At 64.7% G+C, this 18,024-nt stretch carries 15 protein-coding genes; 9 read left to right on the plus strand and 6 right to left on the minus strand.

The features are described 5' to 3' along the window. The first annotated feature begins 164 nt into the window (after positions 1-164). From FJ527_RS28420 to FJ527_RS28455, 8 genes are all read left to right on the plus strand, one after another. The gene (locus tag FJ527_RS28420) at positions 165-1,400 is read left to right on the plus strand and encodes a glycosyltransferase family 2 protein (RefSeq protein WP_140824618.1); all 1,236 of its coding nucleotides are present in this window, start codon (positions 165-167) and stop codon (positions 1,398-1,400) included. After that, a complete protein-coding gene (locus tag FJ527_RS28425) occupies positions 1,397-3,628 on the plus strand; it encodes a GtrA family protein (protein WP_140824619.1) in 2,232 nt (743 codons plus the stop codon). Before FJ527_RS28420 ends, FJ527_RS28425 begins: the two co-directional genes overlap by 4 nt. 207 nt (positions 3,629-3,835) lie before the next feature. After that, entirely contained in the window at positions 3,836-5,185 is a 1,350-nt protein-coding gene (locus FJ527_RS28430) for an EAL domain-containing protein (RefSeq protein ID WP_140824620.1), read from the plus strand. A gap of 168 nt (positions 5,186-5,353) precedes the next feature. Further along, the gene (locus tag FJ527_RS28435; RefSeq protein WP_140824621.1) at positions 5,354-6,121 is read left to right on the plus strand and encodes an SDR family oxidoreductase; all 768 of its coding nucleotides are present in this window, start codon (positions 5,354-5,356) and stop codon (positions 6,119-6,121) included. Continuing rightward, positions 6,118-7,077 carry a 2-dehydro-3-deoxygalactonokinase gene (locus FJ527_RS28440; RefSeq protein WP_140824622.1) on the plus strand — a complete coding sequence of 320 codons (960 nt, stop codon included), beginning with the start codon at positions 6,118-6,120 and terminating at the stop codon, positions 7,075-7,077. The genes FJ527_RS28435 and FJ527_RS28440 overlap by 4 nt, the downstream gene beginning before the upstream one ends. Further along, a complete protein-coding gene (locus tag FJ527_RS28445; RefSeq protein ID WP_140824623.1) occupies positions 7,074-7,712 on the plus strand; it encodes a 2-dehydro-3-deoxy-6-phosphogalactonate aldolase in 639 nt (212 codons plus the stop codon). The genes FJ527_RS28440 and FJ527_RS28445 overlap by 4 nt, the downstream gene beginning before the upstream one ends. Further along, positions 7,712-8,593, plus strand: coding sequence for an SMP-30/gluconolactonase/LRE family protein (locus FJ527_RS28450; protein ID WP_140824624.1), 882 nt, complete (start codon positions 7,712-7,714; stop codon positions 8,591-8,593). The genes FJ527_RS28445 and FJ527_RS28450 overlap by 1 nt, the downstream gene beginning before the upstream one ends. A gap of 140 nt (positions 8,594-8,733) precedes the next feature. Beyond that, positions 8,734-9,798, plus strand: coding sequence for a D-alanine:D-lactate ligase-like protein (locus FJ527_RS28455; RefSeq protein WP_140824625.1), 1,065 nt, complete (start codon positions 8,734-8,736; stop codon positions 9,796-9,798). On the opposite strand, the gene FJ527_RS28460 is transcribed toward FJ527_RS28455, so the two are convergent. From FJ527_RS28460 to dnaK, 6 genes are all read right to left on the minus strand, one after another. Then, the gene (locus FJ527_RS28460; RefSeq protein ID WP_140824626.1) at positions 9,795-10,082 is read right to left on the minus strand and encodes a DUF1330 domain-containing protein; all 288 of its coding nucleotides are present in this window, start codon (positions 10,080-10,082) and stop codon (positions 9,795-9,797) included. The genes FJ527_RS28455 and FJ527_RS28460 overlap by 4 nt on opposite strands. Positions 10,083-10,110: 28 nt before the next feature. Beyond that, the gene (gene pyrF, locus FJ527_RS28465; RefSeq protein ID WP_181166524.1) at positions 10,111-10,824 is read right to left on the minus strand and encodes an orotidine-5'-phosphate decarboxylase; all 714 of its coding nucleotides are present in this window, start codon (positions 10,822-10,824) and stop codon (positions 10,111-10,113) included. Next, complete coding sequence (locus FJ527_RS28470; protein WP_140711945.1) at positions 10,821-11,417, minus strand: NADPH-dependent FMN reductase; 597 nt, start codon at positions 11,415-11,417, stop codon at positions 10,821-10,823. Before FJ527_RS28470 ends, pyrF begins: the two co-directional genes overlap by 4 nt. Positions 11,418-11,590: 173 nt before the next feature. Then, positions 11,591-12,196, minus strand: a complete 606-nt coding sequence (gene pmtA / locus FJ527_RS28475) for a phospholipid N-methyltransferase PmtA (RefSeq protein ID WP_140619794.1) — start codon at positions 12,194-12,196, stop codon at positions 11,591-11,593. A 104-nt stretch (positions 12,197-12,300) separates the two neighbouring features. Beyond that, complete coding sequence (gene dnaJ, locus FJ527_RS28480) at positions 12,301-13,428, minus strand: molecular chaperone DnaJ (protein WP_015314665.1); 1,128 nt, start codon at positions 13,426-13,428, stop codon at positions 12,301-12,303. Between the two features lie 222 nt (positions 13,429-13,650). Further along, positions 13,651-15,567, minus strand: coding sequence for a molecular chaperone DnaK (gene dnaK, locus FJ527_RS28485; protein ID WP_140619792.1), 1,917 nt, complete (start codon positions 15,565-15,567; stop codon positions 13,651-13,653). A 241-nt stretch (positions 15,568-15,808) separates the two neighbouring features. On the opposite strand from dnaK, the gene FJ527_RS28490 reads away from it, so the two are divergent. Continuing rightward, complete coding sequence (locus FJ527_RS28490; RefSeq protein ID WP_181166525.1) at positions 15,809-18,022, plus strand: hypothetical protein; 2,214 nt, start codon at positions 15,809-15,811, stop codon at positions 18,020-18,022. Positions 18,023-18,024: the final 2 nt, after the last annotated feature.

Below are 18,024 nucleotides of genomic sequence, written 5' to 3' on the forward strand. Positions count from 1 at the left end.
CAATCGCGACCTTTTGAACATTGGGATCAGCAAGGCGCGCCTGCCGGTTGCAGACAAGACGAGGACTGACATCATCGCTTTCTTAAGCCTTGCCGTGCGACGGTAAGCTCCGAATGCAGCCGGCCGACCTGACGCAGCGCCGGGCACCCGATGGAACGACGATCATGAACGCGCTCACTGCCGTCCGCGCAGCCTCGACCCAGCAGCTCGAACTCACCATCCTGATGCCATGCCTCAACGAGGCCGAGACGCTCGCCGTCTGCATCGGCAAGGCCAAGGCCTTTCTCGACCAATCCGGCATGGCGGGCGAGGTGCTGATCGCAGACAATGGCAGCACCGACGGCTCGCGGGAGATCGCAGCGCAAGGCGGTGCTCGTGTCGTCCCGGTCGCGCAGAAGGGCTATGGCGCGGCGCTTCTGGGCGGCATCGCCGCCGCCAGGGGCCGCTTCATCATCATGGGCGACGCCGATGACAGCTATGATTTCGGTGCACTGGAGGCTTTCGTGACCCGGCTGCGCGGCGGCGCCGACCTGGTCATGGGCAACCGCTTCCAGGGCGGCATAGAGGCTGGCGCCATGCCGCCTCTGCATCGCTATCTCGGCAATCCGGTGCTGAGCTTCGTCGGCCGCCTGTTCTTCCGCATCAAGACCGGCGACTTCCACTGCGGCCTGCGCGGCTTCAACGCCGACAGCATCAGGAAGCTCGACCTGCAGACCACCGGCATGGAATTCGCCAGCGAAATGGTGGTGCGCAGCGCGCTTGCCGGGCTGCGCATCGAGGAAGTGCCGACCACGCTCAAGCCCGACGGCCGCAGCCGGCCGCCGCATCTCAGAACCTGGCGCGACGGCTGGCGGCACCTCAAATTCCTGCTGGTCTACAATCCGCGCTGGATGTTCTTCATTCCAGGCGCTGTGCTTTCCGGCCTCGGCACGCTGTTCGCGGCGCTGCTGGTGTTCGGCCCCTTGCGGGTGGTCGACAATCTTTCGCTCGATCTCAACACCTTCGTCGCCGCCTGTTTCATGATCGTCACCGGCATCCAGCTCATCACCTTCGGTGCCATTTCGCGATACTATGCCGAAATTACCGGCATCCTGCCGCCAAGCCGCGGGTCGGACTGGCTGACCAGGACCATCAGCACCGACCGTCTCGCCGCCAATGCCGGCATCTGCTTTGCCGCCGGCTTCCTGTTCTGCCTCTATGCCGTGGCGCGCTGGGCCCATCTCGGCTTCGGTCCGCTGAACGATTCCGAAATTCCGCGCATCGTCGTGCTGGGCTTGAGCCTGATCGTCATTTCGTTCCAGGTCTTCTTTTCGGCATTCCTGCTCGGTGTGCTGGAGATACCTGTCAAGCGGCTGAAGGCCGGGCTGTCGCGGGAAACGACGGCACGCGAGCAACAATGACCGACGTGCTGCCGGCGCTTGTCCAGGCGCGCGCGTTCCGCTTCATGGTGGTGGGCATCGGTGCGGCGGGATTGTTTTTCGCGCTCTCGTGGCTGCTGGTTTCGCTGGGCGTTCCGCCGTTCGCCGGTAGTGCCATGGCTTATGCGACGGCGTTCGTCATTGCCTATCGGGCGCAACGGGGCTGGACGTTCGGTGCGGAACACGATCACAAGGTCGCGTTCCCGCGCTATCTTACCCTGCAAGCCGGATGCGCCGCTTTTGCCGGCCTCGTCTCGCAGGTGGCGGTGACGCATTTCGGCCTGTCGCCCGTCGCCATGTCGGCGCTGACGACGGTCGTGACAAGCACCATCAGTTATCTGGTCTCGAGGCTTTGGGTGTTTCCGGCGCGCGGCCACGGCTATCCCGGGAAAATGACCGCTGGCCATGCCGCGATGCCTTCCAAGGACACCGCCCGTCCCTCCTGGCGGGCGGACATGCTGGCGGCGCTGCTCGCGGCCCTGGTGCCGCTCCTGGTCTATGCCATCGCCGGATTTCCGCAACTGGCCAATCCCGCGGGCGACAATGACAGCCTGCTGCAACTGGTCGAGGTCCGCGATCTTCTGGCCGGCCAGGGCTGGTTCGACCTGCACCAGTACAGGATGGGACTGGAAGGCGGCTTCGTCATGCATTGGTCGCGGCTGCTCGACGCGCCGCTGGCCCTTGGCGTCCTTGCCGTATTGGCCCTGACGGGCAACGTCGCCTTGGCTGAACAGATCGTGCAGGTGGCCTGGCCTGCCCTGCTGTTCTGGCTGGCGGTCTTCTTCCTCATCCGCGCCGCGCGCGCTTTCGCCGGCGGCCACGCTGTCCTGCCCGCCGCCGTCGTCGGTGGCGCCGCGCTCTACTACCTCGGCATTTTCTCCCCAGGTTCGCTGGATCATCACAATGTGCAGCTGACGCTGATCCTGGCGAGCCTTGCCTTGCTGCTCGAGGCTCCCTTGCTGCGGCCGGCCGCCTTGCTTTCGGGCATCTGCGCCACGCTGAGCGTGGCCATCGGCATGGAAAGCGCTCCCTACGCCGGAACCCTTGGCGCCGCTGTCGCGCTGCTGTTCCTTGGCAATGGCGCTCGGGAAAGGCTGACCGCGAGGGACTTTGGCCTCGGCGTCGCCGCTGTTTCGGCTCTCGTCTTCGTCGCCACCGTCCCGGCATCCGCATGGACCCAGGCACAGTGCGACACATTTTCGATTGTGCAGTTCGCCGTCGCCGGACTTGCCGGCGCGGGGCTGGCGATCATCGCTTCATGGAAGGCCACCAGTGCCACCGTCGCCGGCCGCCTGGCCTCGCTCGGCCTGCTTGGGCTAGCCCTTGCGGCTGTGGTTGTATTCCTGTTCCCGCAATGCCTGGCCTCGCCCTATGCCAACCTCGATCCGCGCCTGAAGGAGATGTGGCTCAGCCATATCGACGAGGCGCAGCCGCTGTTCCAGATCGTCACCAATGATCCGGCCAGAGCGGTGGCACGGTTTGCCACGCCGTTGGTGGCCATCATCCTGATGGCGCTCCGCGTCGGCCATGGCTGGCGTCGGCAGGACAGCCTTGTCGGCTCGCTGCTGGTTATGGCGTTCCTGGTCAGCGCCTGGGAAGTTCGCGGCTCGACCTTCTCCATCGCCTTCGCGGTGATCCCGCTTGCGGCATGGATCGCCTGCTGGCGGCAGCGTGCGCAAACCAGTCCGTCCAACAGCGCCGCACTCAGGATGGCCGCGGCCTGGCTGATATCGGTAAATGCAATCTGGGCAGGCGCTGCCGGGGCGGCGTCGAGCGCTTTCCAAACCGACGCGGCTGCCACCGGTGCCAAGGCCGCAGACACGGCTTGCCTCGGCAAAGCATCGTTCGCGGCGCTCGGCCGGATGCCGGCCACAACCGTGCTTTCGCTCTCGAATCTTGGCTCGCCGATACTGGCCTTTACCGGTCACCGCGTGCTGGCCGGACTCTACCACCGCAACGTCGCCGGAAATCTGGTCGCGCTGGATGCCTTGCTGGGCTCGGAGGCGGACGCCAAAGCCGTCATCGAAAGCCACCATGTCGGCCTTGTCGCACTCTGCCGTGGCAATGCGGAAAGCCGCCTGCTCCTGGCCAGGGCGCCGGACGGATTTTTAGACAGGTTGATGAGCGGCGACGTGCCGGACTGGCTGGAGCCGGTGGCGGAGACCAAGGGAAGACCCCTGGAACTGTATCGCGTCAAGTCAAACGATTGAAAATCCAAGCGCTTGACGGATCCTATAGCCGGCTTCACGAAGCTATCCGGCTTCCTGTTTGGGCACGGCTCACGGCGAAAGCCGGACCCCTTTTCGGGATCATGCTCCGGCCACAAAAATCGGTCAGTGGGATACGTTTCCTAAAGGGTTTGCTGCCAGTCTGAAAATAAATTCCGACGACAAAAGCAGGGACGAACAGGGACACCGATGCAAACTTCGTTTGGCACCGGTCAGGCAAACAGGGAAAGCACGGATCTGGCGTTCACCGATCCGTTGACCGGGCTTGGCAATCATCGCCGCTTCTTCGACAAGGTCGATCGCCTGATCAGCGACCGTTCCGACGATCCCGCGCCCTTCACCGTCGGCATTCTCGACCTCGATGGCTTCAAGCCGATAAACGACCTGTTCGGCCACAAGGCCGGCGACGACATCCTGATCCAGGTGGCGATGCGGCTGCGCGCCTCGATGGACGGCCATTCGACGGTCTGCCGCATCGGCGCCGACGAATTCGCCTTCCTCTACCCGCTGGTGTTCTCGGAGGAGGCGGCGGCCGAAAAATCCCGCATGCTGATCGAGATCCTGTCGGCGCCCTACGATGTCGGCGAACGCACCGCCAGGCTCTCGGCGTCGGCCGGCTGCTCATTGTTCTATTCCGGCGACGAGACCACCGAGATCCTCATCAACAAGGCCGAAACGGCGCTCTACCATGCCAAGCGCTCCGGTCGCGGCCGCGTCGTCGTCTATACCCGTGAGATGGAGGAGGCCGCTAAGCGCGTCACCCGCATCGAGCAGGCGCTGCGCCGCGCCGTCTCGGCCGGCGAGGTGGAGCCGCATTTCCAGCCGATCGTCGATCTCACCACGCGCCGCACCATCGGCTTCGAGACGCTGGCGCGCTGGACAGACCGCGACCTCGGCGCGGTGCCGCCGACCGTCTTCATCCCCATCGCCGAGGAGCGCGGCATCATCGGCCCGTTGTCGCAGCTTGTGCTGCGCAAGGCCACGGAGGCCGCCAGGAGCTGGCCGAAAGACCTGTTCCTGTCCTTCAACCTGTCGCCCTCGCAGCTCGTCGACCAGAACACCGGCCTGCACATACTGGCGATCCTCGACCGTACCGGCTTCGACCCGCGCCGGCTGGAGATCGAGATCACCGAGACCGGCCTGATGAACGACCCGGCCTCGGCCGCGCAGATCGTCGAGGATCTGCGCCGCGTCGGCATTCGTGTCTCGCTCGACGATTTCGGCACCGGCCAGTCCTCGCTCGGCCGCCTGCGCGAATTCCATTTCGACAAGCTCAAGATCGACCGCGCCTTCGTCTCCTCCATTCTCGACGACCGGCCGTCCGAACACATCATCCGCGCCATCCTCGCCATGTGCGAAGGGCTTGGCATGGACGTGGTCGCCGAAGGCATCGAAGAGGAGGCGCAGGCCGACCGGCTGGTCCAGTTCGGTTGCGCCGGCGGGCAGGGCTATCTGTTCGGCAAGCCGGCCGATGCCGACGCGACATTGGGCTACCTCCGTGATTCCTTCCGTGGCGCCTTGCGCGCCAAGGCGATCTGAGCGGCAGGTTTCGGCCCTGCCCGCGATGCGGCGATGCCGCCTGGCGGGGTCGAGCGCGGGCGCGATCGCCTTTTTGTCAGACATAAGCCCGAAATCGGTCTTTTCGCCCTTGCCCGCCGGACGTGTCTGGCTAGGATGCGCGCCGGTTGACCCGGGAGACGAAAAATCATGATGCCATCGGCGCGTTTTGCCGACCTCGAAGGCGCTTCGGTGCTGATCACCGGCGGCGGCTCCGGCATCGGCGCGGCATTGACCGAAGGGTTCATGCGCCAGGGCGCCAAGGTCGCCTTCATCGACGTCGCCGACAAGCCCAGCATCGCACTCGCCGACCGTATCGAGGAAGAGCTCGGCCGTCGGCCGCTCTATCTCAGGACCGATCTGCGCAATATCGAAGCACTGCGGGCGTCCGCCGCGAAGGCGGCCGAAGCGCATGGCGACGTCACCGTGCTGGTCAACAACGCCGCCTGGGACGAACGCCACGCCGTCGAAGACGTGACGGTGGAGTTCTGGGACAATAACCAGGCGATCAACCTGCGGCCGCATTTCTTCACCGCGCAGGCGGTGGCGCCGGGCATGAAGCGCGCCGGCGGCGGCTCAATCATCAATTTCACCTCGACGTCCTATCTGATCAATCATCCCGACCTGCCGGCCTACACCGCCGCCAAGGCCGGCATCCTCGGCCTCACCAAGGGGTTGGCCGGCAAGCTCGGGCCCGACCGCATCCGCGTCAATGCCATTGCGCCCGGCTGGGTGATCACCGAGCGGCAGAAGCAGCTCTGGGTCACTGAACAGTCGCTTGCCGCCCATGTCGCCAAGCAGTGCATCAGGGACGTCATGCGGCCGGACGACATGGTCGGCACGGTGCTGTTCCTGGCCTCGGATGCCTCGCGCATGCTGACCGCGCAGATGCTGATCGTCGATGGAGGTTTCCTGTGAGCCCGGGGTTTGCCAGCAGCGTGCCGGCAGTCGCGGCGCTCGATTGGGGCACGACCCGGCTTCGGGCCTGGCTGATCGACGGCGGCGGCAAGGTGCTTGCCGAGCGGCGCGGCGACGATGGCCTGATCACCGCGCGCGAAAAGGGCTTCGCCAACGTTCTGGAGGGCCATCTGGCAGCGATGGGCGCGCCGGAGGAATTGCCCGTCATCATCTGCGGCATGGCCGGCTCCCGCCAGGGCTGGCTGGAGGCGCCCTATGTCGGCGTGCCGTCGCCGCTCGGAGCCATTCTCGGCGGCGCCGCTAGGGTGCCCGGGCAGAAGCGCGACATCCGCATCATTCCCGGCCTTGCCCAGCGCCTGGCCGACGCGCCCGATGTCATGCGCGGCGAGGAAACGCAGCTTGCCGGCGCCGGCCTGCCCGCCAGGGGCCGCGAACTGGTCTGCATGCCCGGCACGCATTCGAAATGGGTGCTGGTCGAGGACGGCGCCGTCGCCGGCTTCGGCACCTGGCCGACGGGCGAGCTGTTTTCAGTGCTTGCCGCGCACTCGATCCTGCGCCATTCGCTGGGTGAACATCCGAGCCCGGTTGCTCCAGACAATCCGTTCTTCCGCCGCTGGTGCGAAACAGCGCTGGCCGATGGCGGCGACGTCACCTCTCGGCTGTTTGCCATCCGCGCCGCCGGCCTGCTCCAGGATCTCCAGGCCGATAATGCCGCCGCCTGCCTGTCCGGCTTGCTGATCGGCGGCGAGATCGCGTCGGCCCGGCGCCGGCATGGCGCCGGCGCGACATCGGTCGTGCTGGTTGCCTCGGGCGCGCTGGCCGGGCTCTACCAGGCCGCCCTTGGCCTCGGCGGGCTTGGTGTGCGGACAGTCGACGCGGACGAGGCTGTACGCGCCGGTCTCGTCGAGGCCGCGCGGGAGAATGGCATGATTGCCAGAAGTGGAGCCGCCATATGACCGAGACCGCACCCTTTCCAAAACTTAAGCGCGGTCTGGTCGCCATCCTGCGCGGCCTCAAGGCAAGCGAGGCGATCGCCATCGGCCAGGCATTGTTCGATGCCGGCATCGAGGCTATCGAGGTGCCGCTCAATTCGCCCCAGCCGTTTTCGTCGATCGCCAGGCTTGTTCAAGTGCTGCCGAAGACAGCTTTGGTCGGCGCCGGCACGGTGCTGACCGCGGCCGACGTCGATAGTCTTCACGCGGCCGGCGGACAACTGCTGGTCAGCCCCAACATAGATGCCGAGGTGATGGGCCGCGCCGCGCATTACGGCATGGTCACCATGCCTGGCGTGTTCACTCCCACCGAGGCCTTCCAGGCGATCCGGCTCGGCGCCTCGGCGCTGAAATTCTTCCCCGCCAGCGTGCTCGGCGCATCGGGCATTTCCGCGATCCGGGCCGTGCTGCCGGCGCAGACTCTGGTCGGCGCGGTCGGTGGCGTTTCGGACAAGGACTTTGCCGGCTACAAGGCGGTTGGCGTGACGGTCTTCGGGCTCGGGTCCAGCCTGTTCAAGCCAGGCATGAGCGTCGACGATGTGGCGGCGCGCGCCCACACAGCCGTCGCTGCCTGGGACGCGGTATTCGGAGAAGGATGATGAGTGAACCGATCGTTTCCGTCTTTTCCGATCATGTCTGCCAGCTCGGCGAAGGGCCAAGTTACGATCCCGGCACGGATGCGCTGTTCTGGTTCGACATCGTCAACAGCCAGCTCCTGGAAAAGCCCTTGGCCGGCGGTGCGCTGAAAATCCACGAGCTTGGCCAGATGGCAAGCGCGATCGCCATCATCGATGACAAGCGACAGCTGATCGCCACCGAAACCGGGCTTTTTGTCCGCGACGTCGCCACCGGCGGAATGACGCTGCACACCGCCATCGAGGCCGACAACCCGGTCACCCGATCCAACGATTCCCGCGTCCATCCCTGCGGTGCCTTGTGGGTCGGTACCATGGGCAAGGGCGAGGAGAAGGGCGCGGGCTCGATCTACTGGTTTTTCAAAGGCGAACTGCGCCGCCTGTTTTCGGATATCACCGTCTCGAACTCGATCTGCTTTTCATCAGACGGCGCGCTTGCTTACTACACCGACACCTCGACCGGATTGCTGATGCGCGTTGCCTGCGATCCGGCGACCGGCCTGCCCGTCGGCGAGCCGAAGATCTTCGTCGATCACCGCTCGGCCAAGGGCTATATCGACGGTTCGGTGCTCGACCGCGACGGCATCCTGTGGAACGCCGTCTGGGGTGGCAGCGTCATCGAGGCCTATGGGCCGGACGGCGAGCTCGTCCGCACGGTCGCCATGCCGGTGACGCAGCCATCCTGCCCGGCCTTCGTCGGCAGGAATGCCGATCGGCTGGCCGTGACCTCGGCCTGGTCGGGCAAGAACGAAAAGCAGCGTCTGCTCGACCTGCAGGGCGGCATGACCTTCCTGCTCGACATTCCTGTCAATGGCCGCCTGGAACCCCGCGTCCTGATCGCCTGACATTGCCGGACGCGGGCCCGGGGCTACGGTCGCAATCCTGGCGCTGTCACGCAGGCGTCCGGGGCGCGTCGATTTCGCGAAAGCCGATTGTGCGGGCCGTGCGATGGTAGGTCATCGCACCGTCGGGAACCCGCCACATCATGCCAATGCACAAGCCGAAACTGATCCTTGTCCACGAGCCCGAAAAGGCTTGTTTCGACCGCTTGCTCGCCGGTGGTCATGCATCGCGGCGTGCCGCCGAAATCTCGTCCTATCTGGCGCAGTCGACCGATCTCGCTCTCGAATTCGATGCGCTGGCCGCCGCCTGCGAGGCGCGCGGCCTGTCCTTTGCGCCAGTGGTGCTCGACGATGCCGCCAAGGTGCTCGACGGTGAGGACCCGCGAAGCGCGCTGGTCTGGACGCTGACCGACGGCGTCGCCTATTTCCGTGGCGGCGCGGCACCCGCTTTGGCAAGACTGAGCGGTTTCAACACCGTCGGCGCCGACGATTCGCTGTTCGCGCTCTGCCAGGACAAGTTCCGCTCCGGCGCCGTGCTTGGCGCGCTCGGCCTGCCGGTGCCGCAGGCCGGTCTTGCCCGGGATGGCGAATGGCTGGTCGAGGCGCCGGCCTCCGCCGCCGGCTGGTTCGTCAAGCCCAACCGGCTCGGCGCCAAGATCGGCATCTGGCCGGATTCGCGCGTAACCGATCTCGCTCACGCGCTGGAGCTTAGCCGGCGTGTTTTCGCCTGTTATCGCGACGATGTCGTGGTCCAGCCCTATGTCTCCGGCCGCAACGTCCGCGCCAGCTTCCTAGGGCTGATGCCGGATACCGGGGTCGAAGCGCTCGGCGTCGCCTTTGTCGAGTCGGGAGGTGATTTCCAGACCATGGAAGACAGTTTGGCGCTCTATGGCGAGACCGGCGAGGCGGCGAAGGCTGCCGGGCAATACGCCGAACCCGAACTCGCTGCGGTCGCGGACAGCCAGCCGGTGGCCGATGCGAGGATCAGGGGGATCGCCGAACGGCTGATCATCGGGCTCGGCCTGCGCGATGTGTTTTCCATAGATCTCAGGGTGGAGGCCGACGACACGGCTCACCTCATCGAGTTCGAGGTCTGTCCTGGCCTGCCTTGCTTCGATTTTCGCGACTATTGCCGCCGGCAATGGGGGCTGAGCCTTACCGACGCCATGGCCGAGACGGCAGCCAATCGACTTTCCGCGCGGACCTAAATCCCTTCGACCAGCACGATCTCGCCGTCGGCGACCTTCTGGCGGATGGCCACCGCGCGCTGATATTCCGGCGAGTGGTAGCAGTCATGCGCGGCCGCAAGCGATTCGAATTCGATGATGACGTTGCGCCCGCGACCAGGCCCTTCGGCCTTTTCATGCGCACCGCCGCGCGCCAGGAATTTCCCGCCGAAACGGTCGAAGGCCAGCTTCGAAGCGGCGACATAGTCCTTGTAGCCTTCTGTGTCGCGCACATCGACGCGAGCGATCCAGTATCCCTTGGGCATGATTGTTCTCCGGTTTTAATCTGGGACCTCAGGCCGAGCGCATTTCATCGAGGATGGCCTCGGCCGCCTCGCGTTTGCTGGCCGCGGCAACGATCGGCCGGCCGACGACGAGGTGGCTGGATCCGTTGCGGATCGCTTGCCCCGGCGTTACCACCCGCTTCTGGTCGCCATGGTCGCTGCCGACAGGCCGGATGCCCGGCGTTACCACCGCCATGTCGGGACCGACGATGCGGCGCACCGCTTCGGCTTCCGCGGCCGAGCAGACGATGCCGCCCATGCCGGCATGGAGCGCCTGTTCCGAGCGCCGCAGCACCAGCGTGTGCGGGTCGTATTCATAGCCGACATCGATCATGTCCTGCTCGTCCATCGAGGTCAGCACGCTGACGGCGAGCAGGCAAAGCTCGCTGCCGCGCGCCGCCTCCACCGCCGCCTGCATTGCCTTGGGATAGGCGTGGATGGTCAGCATGGTCATACCCATCCTGACGATGTTCTCGACGCCCTTGGCCACCGTGTGGTCGATGTCGAGCAGCTTCATGTCGAGGAAGATTTTCGTTCCGCCGCTGGCCAGCTCCCTGGCGAAGTCGAGGCCGCCGGCAAAAGCCAGCTGATAGCCGATCTTGTAGAAGGAGACGACGCCGTCGAGCTCGCGCACCGCCTGCTCGGCCTCCTTCACGGTCGGTACGTCGAGGCCGACGATCAATCGCTCCTGCATGGAATGAGGCTGCAGGGTTGCGGCGGTCACGCCTCGACCCTGGTCGACAGCATGCGCGAGGTTTCGATCAGCGTGCGGCATAGGTGCTCCATCGATTTGTGCAGTCTTTCGTCACGGAAATGGCCGTCCCCGTCGAAGGCGTCGCCACCCTCCGGCACCGAGCATTCCGGTGTCACTACTTCCATCTGGCAGCGCACCAGCACGGCACGCAGATGGTTGATGCAGCGGATGCCAGCGAAGTGCCCGTTGGAGGACGAGCAGAGGCCGGCGACCTTGCCGGCAAGCGGCCTGACCGACCGGCCGCCATCCCGTCGCACCCGGCTCACCCAGTCGATCGTGTTCTTGAGCAGCGGCGGGATCGAACCGTTATATTCGGGCGTCGCGATCAGCAGCCCGTCATGGGCTGATATCAGCCGCGCCAGCCTCTGGGCGTTTTCAGGAACGCCGTTTTCCTTTTCCAGGTCCTCGTCGAGGATCGGCAAGGGGTAATCGGCAAGCGAAATACGGGTCACCTCGGCACCTTGCACCGCAAGTTCCTTCTGCGCCACGTCGGCGGTCCTGCCGCTATAGGCGCCGCTGCGCACCGAGCCGGCGAAGACGAGGATTTTCGGGATCACTGCCATTGGCCACCCTTGTTCTGGGACAGGTACAGCCAAGGTTCGATCAAATCAACGGCTGGATGGGGGAAAGGCAGTAGGGCAGTAGGGCAGTAGGGCAGTAGGGCAGTAGGGCAGTAGGGCAGTAGGAATGGTTCCCTGGCCAATCTTTTCCCCCTACTCCCCTACTGCCTTCTCTTCTAATGCGCCTCGCGCCGGTAGATCCACAGCTGCGTCGGCGGGATGTTGCGGAAGATGAAGTCGAAATGCTTCACCGTGTAGTCGCCGCGGCCGGCCGGGATCGGCGACATCGGACCATAGGTCAGCTGCACGATCGGCCGTCCGACCGGAATGCGGTCGAGCAGGCTCTCGATATAGGCGATGCGCTGGGCGACCGGGAAATTGAGCAGCGGCACGCCGGAAACGACGCTGTCGAAGATCATCCCGCTCCTCTCGCCAAGCGTGGCGTTGAGGTTGAAGGCATCGCCCTCGATGACGTTGACGCCGGGGTAGAGCTGGCGCAGGTGGCGCACGAAATCGGTGGAATATTCGATCGCGTAGAGGTTTTCGGGCCGCACGCCCTGGGCGAGGATGGCGCGGGTGATGACACCGGTGCCGGGGCCGACCTCGAGCACCGGCAGGCCGGACTTGGGATTGACGATCGAGGCCATCTTGCGCGCGGTGATCGAGCTGGTCGGAACGATCGAGCCGACCGTCTTCGGCTTGTCGATCCAGCCCTTGAAGAATTTGAGTTCATCGTCGAACTTCTCGGCAAACGCCTTCCGCAGTCCGTGACCACGTGCCATGCAAGCTCTCCTCAGCGCGCCCCTTGAAACTACTTAACATCTGGATGACGCAAGGCAAGGCGCGGCCTTGCCTATGGCGTGGATAAGATAGTTTTCGTCGCGTCTCAACGCTCGCCGAAAGACTCGAAAAAGTCCTTCATGCGGGCGAAAAAGCCGCTCGATTGGGGCGAATTGTCCTGCGAGGAAAGCTGTTCGAACTCTTCCAGCAATTCGCGCTGGCGACGCGACAGGTTCTGCGGCGTCTCGACCGCGGTCTGGATGTAGAGGTCGCCGACATTGGGCTGGCGCAGCACCGGCATGCCCTTGCCCTTGAGCCTGAACTGGCGTCCGTTCTGCGTACCTTCGGTCACCTTCACCTTGGTCTGCGTGCCGTCGAGCGTCGTCACCTCGAAGGAGCCGCCAAGTGCGGCGGTGGTCATCGAGATCGGCACCTTGCAATAAAGATCGGCGCCGTCGCGCTGGAAGAATTCGTGCGGCTTGACCGCCAGAAAGATATAGAGGTCGCCCGATGGCCCGCCGCGCAGCCCGGCCTCACCCTCATTGGCCAAGCGGATGCGGGTACCGTCCTCGATGCCGGCCGGGATGTTGACCGACAGCGAACGCTCCTCGGTGACACGGCCCTGGCCGGCGCATTTCGGGCAGGGATCCTTGATTGTCTGGCCACGGCCCTGGCATTGCGGGCAGGTCCGCTCGATCGAGAAAAACCCTTGCGTGGCGCGCACCTTGCCGTGGCCGTTGCACATCGAGCAGGTGACCGGCTGGGTGCCCGGCTTGGCGCCGCTGCCGGAGCATTCGGTGCAGGAGATCGAAGCCGGCACGCGGATTTGCGCGGTCTTTCCCGCGAAGGCTTCCTCCAGCGAGATTTCCATGTTGTAGCGCAGGTCGGCGCCGCGCTCGCGGCCACCGGAAGAGCGGCGCTGGCGGCCGCCCATCATGTCGCCGAAAATGTCCTCGAAGATGTCGGCGAAGCCGCCGGCGCCAAAGCCCTGCGCGCCATTCATCCCACCCTGCTCGAAGGCGGCATGGCCGAAACGGTCATAGGCCGCGCGCTTCTGCGGGTCCTTCAGCGTCTCGTAGGCTTCGTTGATTTCCTTGAACTTGTGCTCGCAGGAATGATCGCCGGGGTTGCGGTCGGGATGGAATTGCATGGCCAGCTTGCGAAAAGCGCTCTTGAGCTCCTTCTCGTCGGCGCCCTTCTGCACGCCCAGCGTTTCGTAAAAATCAGCTTTCATTTTTTCCCGCAGTCCGGATATTCAACGTCTTGATGCAATGTTGCGTCGGTTGCCGGCACGTTGTTTCGATTTAGGAGCGGTGCTGCCCGTATGCTAGGGCCGGCGCGAACTTGTCCGTGGTTTTCAGTGATTTTTTCGGCGGTGCTCGCACTTTTTCAGCGAGGGTTGCAAAAAAGCCCGGCCTTGCGCCGGGCTTTTCGCATTATCTTGCCGTCAAGCCGCTCAGGCCGACTTCTTCTTGTCGTCGTCTTCGTCGATTTCTTCGAAATCGGCGTCGACCACGTCAGAGTCCTTGGCGGCATCCGCCTTGGCGTCGGCTTCCGCCGCTTCCTTCTGCGAGGCCTCGTACATGGCCTGGCCAAGCTTCATGGAAGCTTCGGCAAGCACCTGGCTCTTGGCCTCGATGTCGGCCGGATCGTCGCCCTCGGCAGCGGCCTTCAGCGCCGCGATCGCGTCCGAAATCGCCGTGCGCTCGGTCTCCGAGACCTTGTCGCCATATTCCTTCAGCGACTTCTCCGACGAATGCACCAGGGCTTCGGCCTGATTGCGGGCCTCGACCACGGCGCGACGCTTCTTGTCGGTATCGGCATTGGCCTCGGCATCCTTGACCATCTTCTCGATGTCGGCGTCGGAAAGTCCACCCGAAGCCTGGATGCGGATCTGGTGCTCCTTGCCGGTGCCCTTGTCCTTGGCCGAGACGTTGACGATGCCGTTGGCGTCGATGTCGAACGTGACCTCGATCTGCGGCACGCCGCGCGGCGCCGGCGGAATGCCGACCAGGTCGAACTGGCCGAGCGCCTTGTTGTCGGCGGCCATTTCACGCTCGCCCTGGAAGACGCGGATGGTCACGGCGGACTGGCTGTCTTCGGCCGTCGAGAACACCTGGCTCTTCTTGGTCGGGATCGTCGTGTTGCGCTCGATCAGCCGGGTGAAAACGCCGCCCAGCGTCTCGATGCCGAGCGACAGCGGCGTCACGTCGAGCAACAGCACGTCCTTGACGTCGCCCTGCAGCACGCCGGCCTGGATGGCGGCACCGAGTGCGACGACCTCATCCGGGTTGACGCCCTTGTGCGGCTCCTTGCCGAAGAACTGCTTCACGATCTCCTGGATCTTGGGCATGCGGGTCATGCCGCCGACCAGGACCACTTCGTCGATCTCGCCAGCCTTCAAGCCGGCATCCTTGAGCGCCGCCTTGCACGGCTCGATGGTGCGCTGGACGAGGTCTTCGACCAGGCTTTCGAACTTGGCGCGCGTCAGCTTCAGCGTCAGGTGCTTCGGTCCGGTCGCGTCGGCGGTGATGAAGGGCAGGTTGATTTCGGTCTGCGTCGTCGACGACAGCTCGATCTTGGCCTTTTCAGCCGCCTCCTTGAGGCGCTGCAGGGCGAGCTTGTCGTTCTTCAGGTCGATGCCCTGTTCCTTCTTGAACTCGGCCGCCAGATACTCGACCAGGCGCATGTCGAAATCCTCGCCGCCGAGGAACGTGTCGCCATTGGTCGACTTCACCTCGAACACGCCGTCGCCGATTTCGAGCACCGAAATGTCGAACGTGCCGCCGCCAAGGTCATAGACGGCAATGGTCTTGCCTTCCTTCTTGTCGAGGCCATAGGCGAGCGCTGCCGCTGTCGGCTCGTTGATGATGCGCAGCACTTCCAGGCCGGCGATCTTGCCGGCGTCCTTGGTGGCCTGGCGCTGGGCGTCGTTGAAATAGGCCGGAACGGTGATGACCGCCTTCTCGACCTTCTCGCCGAGATAGGCCTCCGCCGTTTCCTTCATCTTCTGCAGGATCATGGCCGAGATCTGCGAGGGCGACTGCTTCTTGCCGCCGGCCTCGACCCAGGCATCGCCATTGTCGCCCTTGACGATCTTGTAGGGGACAAGCTTCTTGTCCTTCTCCGTCACCGGATCGTCATAGCGGCGGCCGATCAGGCGCTTGACCGCGAAGATGGTGTTTTCAGGATTGGTGACCGCCTGGCGCTTGGCCGGCTGGCCAACGAGACGTTCGCCGTCGCCCGAGATGGCGACGATGGAAGGCGTCGTGCGCGCGCCTTCCGCATTCTCGATTACCTTCGGCTCCTTGCCATCCATGATGGCGATGCACGAGTTGGTGGTGCCGAGATCGATACCGATTACTTTTGCCATTTTTCTAGTCTCTCCGCTAAGCAGGCTCTCAGGACCCGGTAAGGCGTTCCGACGAAAGCCCCTGTTCACAAGAAATACCGTCCACCCACCGGTTCTCCGGCGCCGCACGGCTTGGCGCGTATATAAGAACAGGCGGCATCGCGCGCAAGCATTCTGCGCAACGCTTCCATGAACCTTTCCGCGCCGGCCCGCGACTGATGTCCAGGTGCCGCATGGTGCGGCCCCGGAAAGGAAGCCCCCCATGACCAGCAACCCAGAGACTCCATGGTCTCCGGGACCAACAGGAGCTCGGCGCGACCACCGCCTTCGGGACGGGGTCGATGCGCTGGGCTTCCCGCTGATTCCGTTGACCCTGCGCAGGAGCAGGCGTATCGTCACTATGAGGAAAGCAGACAATTCGATCAGGGAAGAACGAGCCGGACCACCGCGCCTTGCCCTGATTTGCGCGGCAAGTCCGGACGTCTCTCCCCTGGACTACGGGGGTAGTGTCATGTCTCGCATCCGCGGCGCGTTCGTGCCTTTTCTTGAGTTCGACAACCGCTTGCGCGGTGCATTGCAGGCCGCCGGCCTGCTGGCTCTGGCGCTTGCCGCCAGCCAGTGGCTGGGCGCGGCCGCCCAAGCGCAGGAAACCCAGATCATCTATCCAGGCTCGATGGCGGTCACCGGCTTTCCCGGCACCATCATCCCCAATGTCGACGAGGGGTTGCCGCCCGGCGTCGATCCGGTCGACGAGACCTTCATCGACATCTCGCGCGCCACCTTGCGCGTCTTCGACGTTTCACACCTGGGTGGTCCGGCTTCGGGCCAGCTCGTCTTCACGCCGCCGCCTTTCGAGGTGACAGCAGGCCAGATCGGTGAGGTGTTCGGCCTCACCTATGATGACGGCGTGCGCGACGGTGTGCCGTCTGGCGTTCCCAACCTCTATGCCGCCGCCACCTCGCTGCATGGCATTGAGATCGTCACGCCGGACGCAGACAAGGACGGCAGGCCGGAGCGGCAGCGCCGCGGCACGGCGGGCGCCACCTTCATGGAGGGCCAGTTCGGCACCGAAAACGGCGGCGGGCCGGGCACCATCTGGAAGATCGACGGCATCACCGGCCAGGTCGCCAAATTCGCCGACATCGACACCAACAGCGGACCTGGCATCGGCAATATCACCTTCGATCCCGCCCACCGCCAGTTCTTTGCCTCCGATCTCGACACCGGCCTGATCCATCGCATCGACGCCGACGGCAGACTGGTCGACACGTTCGACCATGGCGGCGCCGGCCGGCCGGCGCATGGGCTGGCCCCGGTCGCCGACGATGGCGCGGTGATGGACGTACAGGGCGCGGCCTTCGATACCGAGGACCCCGACAGCTGGGGCTACACCCAGGACGAGCGCCGCGTCTGGGCCGTCTCCTATCATGGCGGCCGGCTCTATTATTCGGTTGGCGAAAAGTCGGAAATCTGGTCGGTGGGCATTGCCCGCGACGGCACCTTCGCCGGCGATCCCCGCTGGGAACTGACTGTGAGGGCCGACAAGGACTACGCCGTCACCGACATCGCTTTCGACAACAGCGGCTTCATGTATCTCGCCCAGCGCGGCCCGATCGAAAACCGCTATGATTACAGCCGCTTCGCCGATTCCGGCAAAGGCGAGGTCATCCGCTACTTCAGAGAAAATCCCGACGACCCCTCGACGGAATCGGTCTGGGTGGAAGCGCCGCAGGAATATGCGGTCGGCTTCCCGCAAGGCAACAGGCAGTCGGCCGGCGGCCTCGACCTGCAATATGGCTACGATGCCGACGGCAATCTCGACACCTCGGTCTGCACCCAGACCTTGGTCAACACAGGCGACAAACTGCGCGACAACCCCGAGTTCGCCGAAAAGCTCGCCGCGGGCGGGCCGCTTGCCGTGCACGGCGTGCAGATCACGCCCAAGGAGCTGGTCAAGCCGGCCAACGTGCCGCCCTTCGGCTCCTGGTTCGTCGATTTCGACGGCTATTTCGAGGATCCCGAAGTGGAAGGCCATGTCGGCGACGTCGCCGTCTGGCATCCCTGCGAGGGCCGGGCCGGCTATTATGAGGACATACCGGGCGGCTATGAGCCCCCCTTCTACCCGCCGGATTTCCTGCCGCCGGGCAATCTGCCTCCGTGTCTCGATGTCGAGGACGTGCAGTATTACTGCACGCCGCGCGGTCTCGAGGCCGATCTCTATCTCCATGACCATGCCGGCTTCGGCGGCGATTCGATCAAGGCCCAATCCAGGACGCCAGGCGTCGCGGTGACCTCACCTATGTCACATGCGCCGGGCAAGCCTTACACGATCGACATCACCGGCCACTATCCGGGCGACAGAGTGGATGTTGGACTCTGCTTCTACAGGAAGTCCGACAAGGACAAGGGTGGCTACTACCCTTGCTGCAAGATGACCTTGCCGCTCCGGACCCCAGCCGTCAGCTGCGAACGTTGAGG

It is taken from the genome of Mesorhizobium sp. B2-4-18, from assembly GCF_006441385.1.
Classification (GTDB): Bacteria; Pseudomonadota; Alphaproteobacteria; order Rhizobiales; family Rhizobiaceae; genus Mesorhizobium; species Mesorhizobium australicum.

Bases quoted from the DNA above. Each gene is read 5' to 3' on its own strand.
- FJ527_RS28420 (WP_140824618.1), top strand. From the start codon at position 165: ATGAACGCGCTCACTGCCGTCCGCGCAGCCTCGACCCAGCAGCTCGAA.
- FJ527_RS28425 (WP_140824619.1), top strand. From the start codon at position 1,397: ATGACCGACGTGCTGCCGGCGCTTGTCCAGGCGCGCGCGTTCCGCTTC.
- FJ527_RS28430 (WP_140824620.1), top strand. From the start codon at position 3,836: ATGCAAACTTCGTTTGGCACCGGTCAGGCAAACAGGGAAAGCACGGAT.
- FJ527_RS28435 (WP_140824621.1), top strand. From the start codon at position 5,354: ATGATGCCATCGGCGCGTTTTGCCGACCTCGAAGGCGCTTCGGTGCTG.
- FJ527_RS28445 (WP_140824623.1), top strand. From the start codon at position 7,074: ATGACCGAGACCGCACCCTTTCCAAAACTTAAGCGCGGTCTGGTCGCC.
- FJ527_RS28450 (WP_140824624.1), top strand. From the start codon at position 7,712: ATGAGTGAACCGATCGTTTCCGTCTTTTCCGATCATGTCTGCCAGCTC.
- FJ527_RS28455 (WP_140824625.1), top strand. From the start codon at position 8,734: ATGCCAATGCACAAGCCGAAACTGATCCTTGTCCACGAGCCCGAAAAG.
- FJ527_RS28460 (WP_140824626.1), bottom strand. From the start codon at position 10,082: ATGCCCAAGGGATACTGGATCGCTCGCGTCGATGTGCGCGACACAGAA.
- FJ527_RS28470 (WP_140711945.1), bottom strand. From the start codon at position 11,417: ATGGCAGTGATCCCGAAAATCCTCGTCTTCGCCGGCTCGGTGCGCAGC.
- pmtA (WP_140619794.1), bottom strand. From the start codon at position 12,196: ATGGCACGTGGTCACGGACTGCGGAAGGCGTTTGCCGAGAAGTTCGAC.
- dnaJ (WP_015314665.1), bottom strand. From the start codon at position 13,428: ATGAAAGCTGATTTTTACGAAACGCTGGGCGTGCAGAAGGGCGCCGAC.
- dnaK (WP_140619792.1), bottom strand. From the start codon at position 15,567: ATGGCAAAAGTAATCGGTATCGATCTCGGCACCACCAACTCGTGCATC.
- FJ527_RS28490 (WP_181166525.1), top strand. From the start codon at position 15,809: ATGACCAGCAACCCAGAGACTCCATGGTCTCCGGGACCAACAGGAGCT.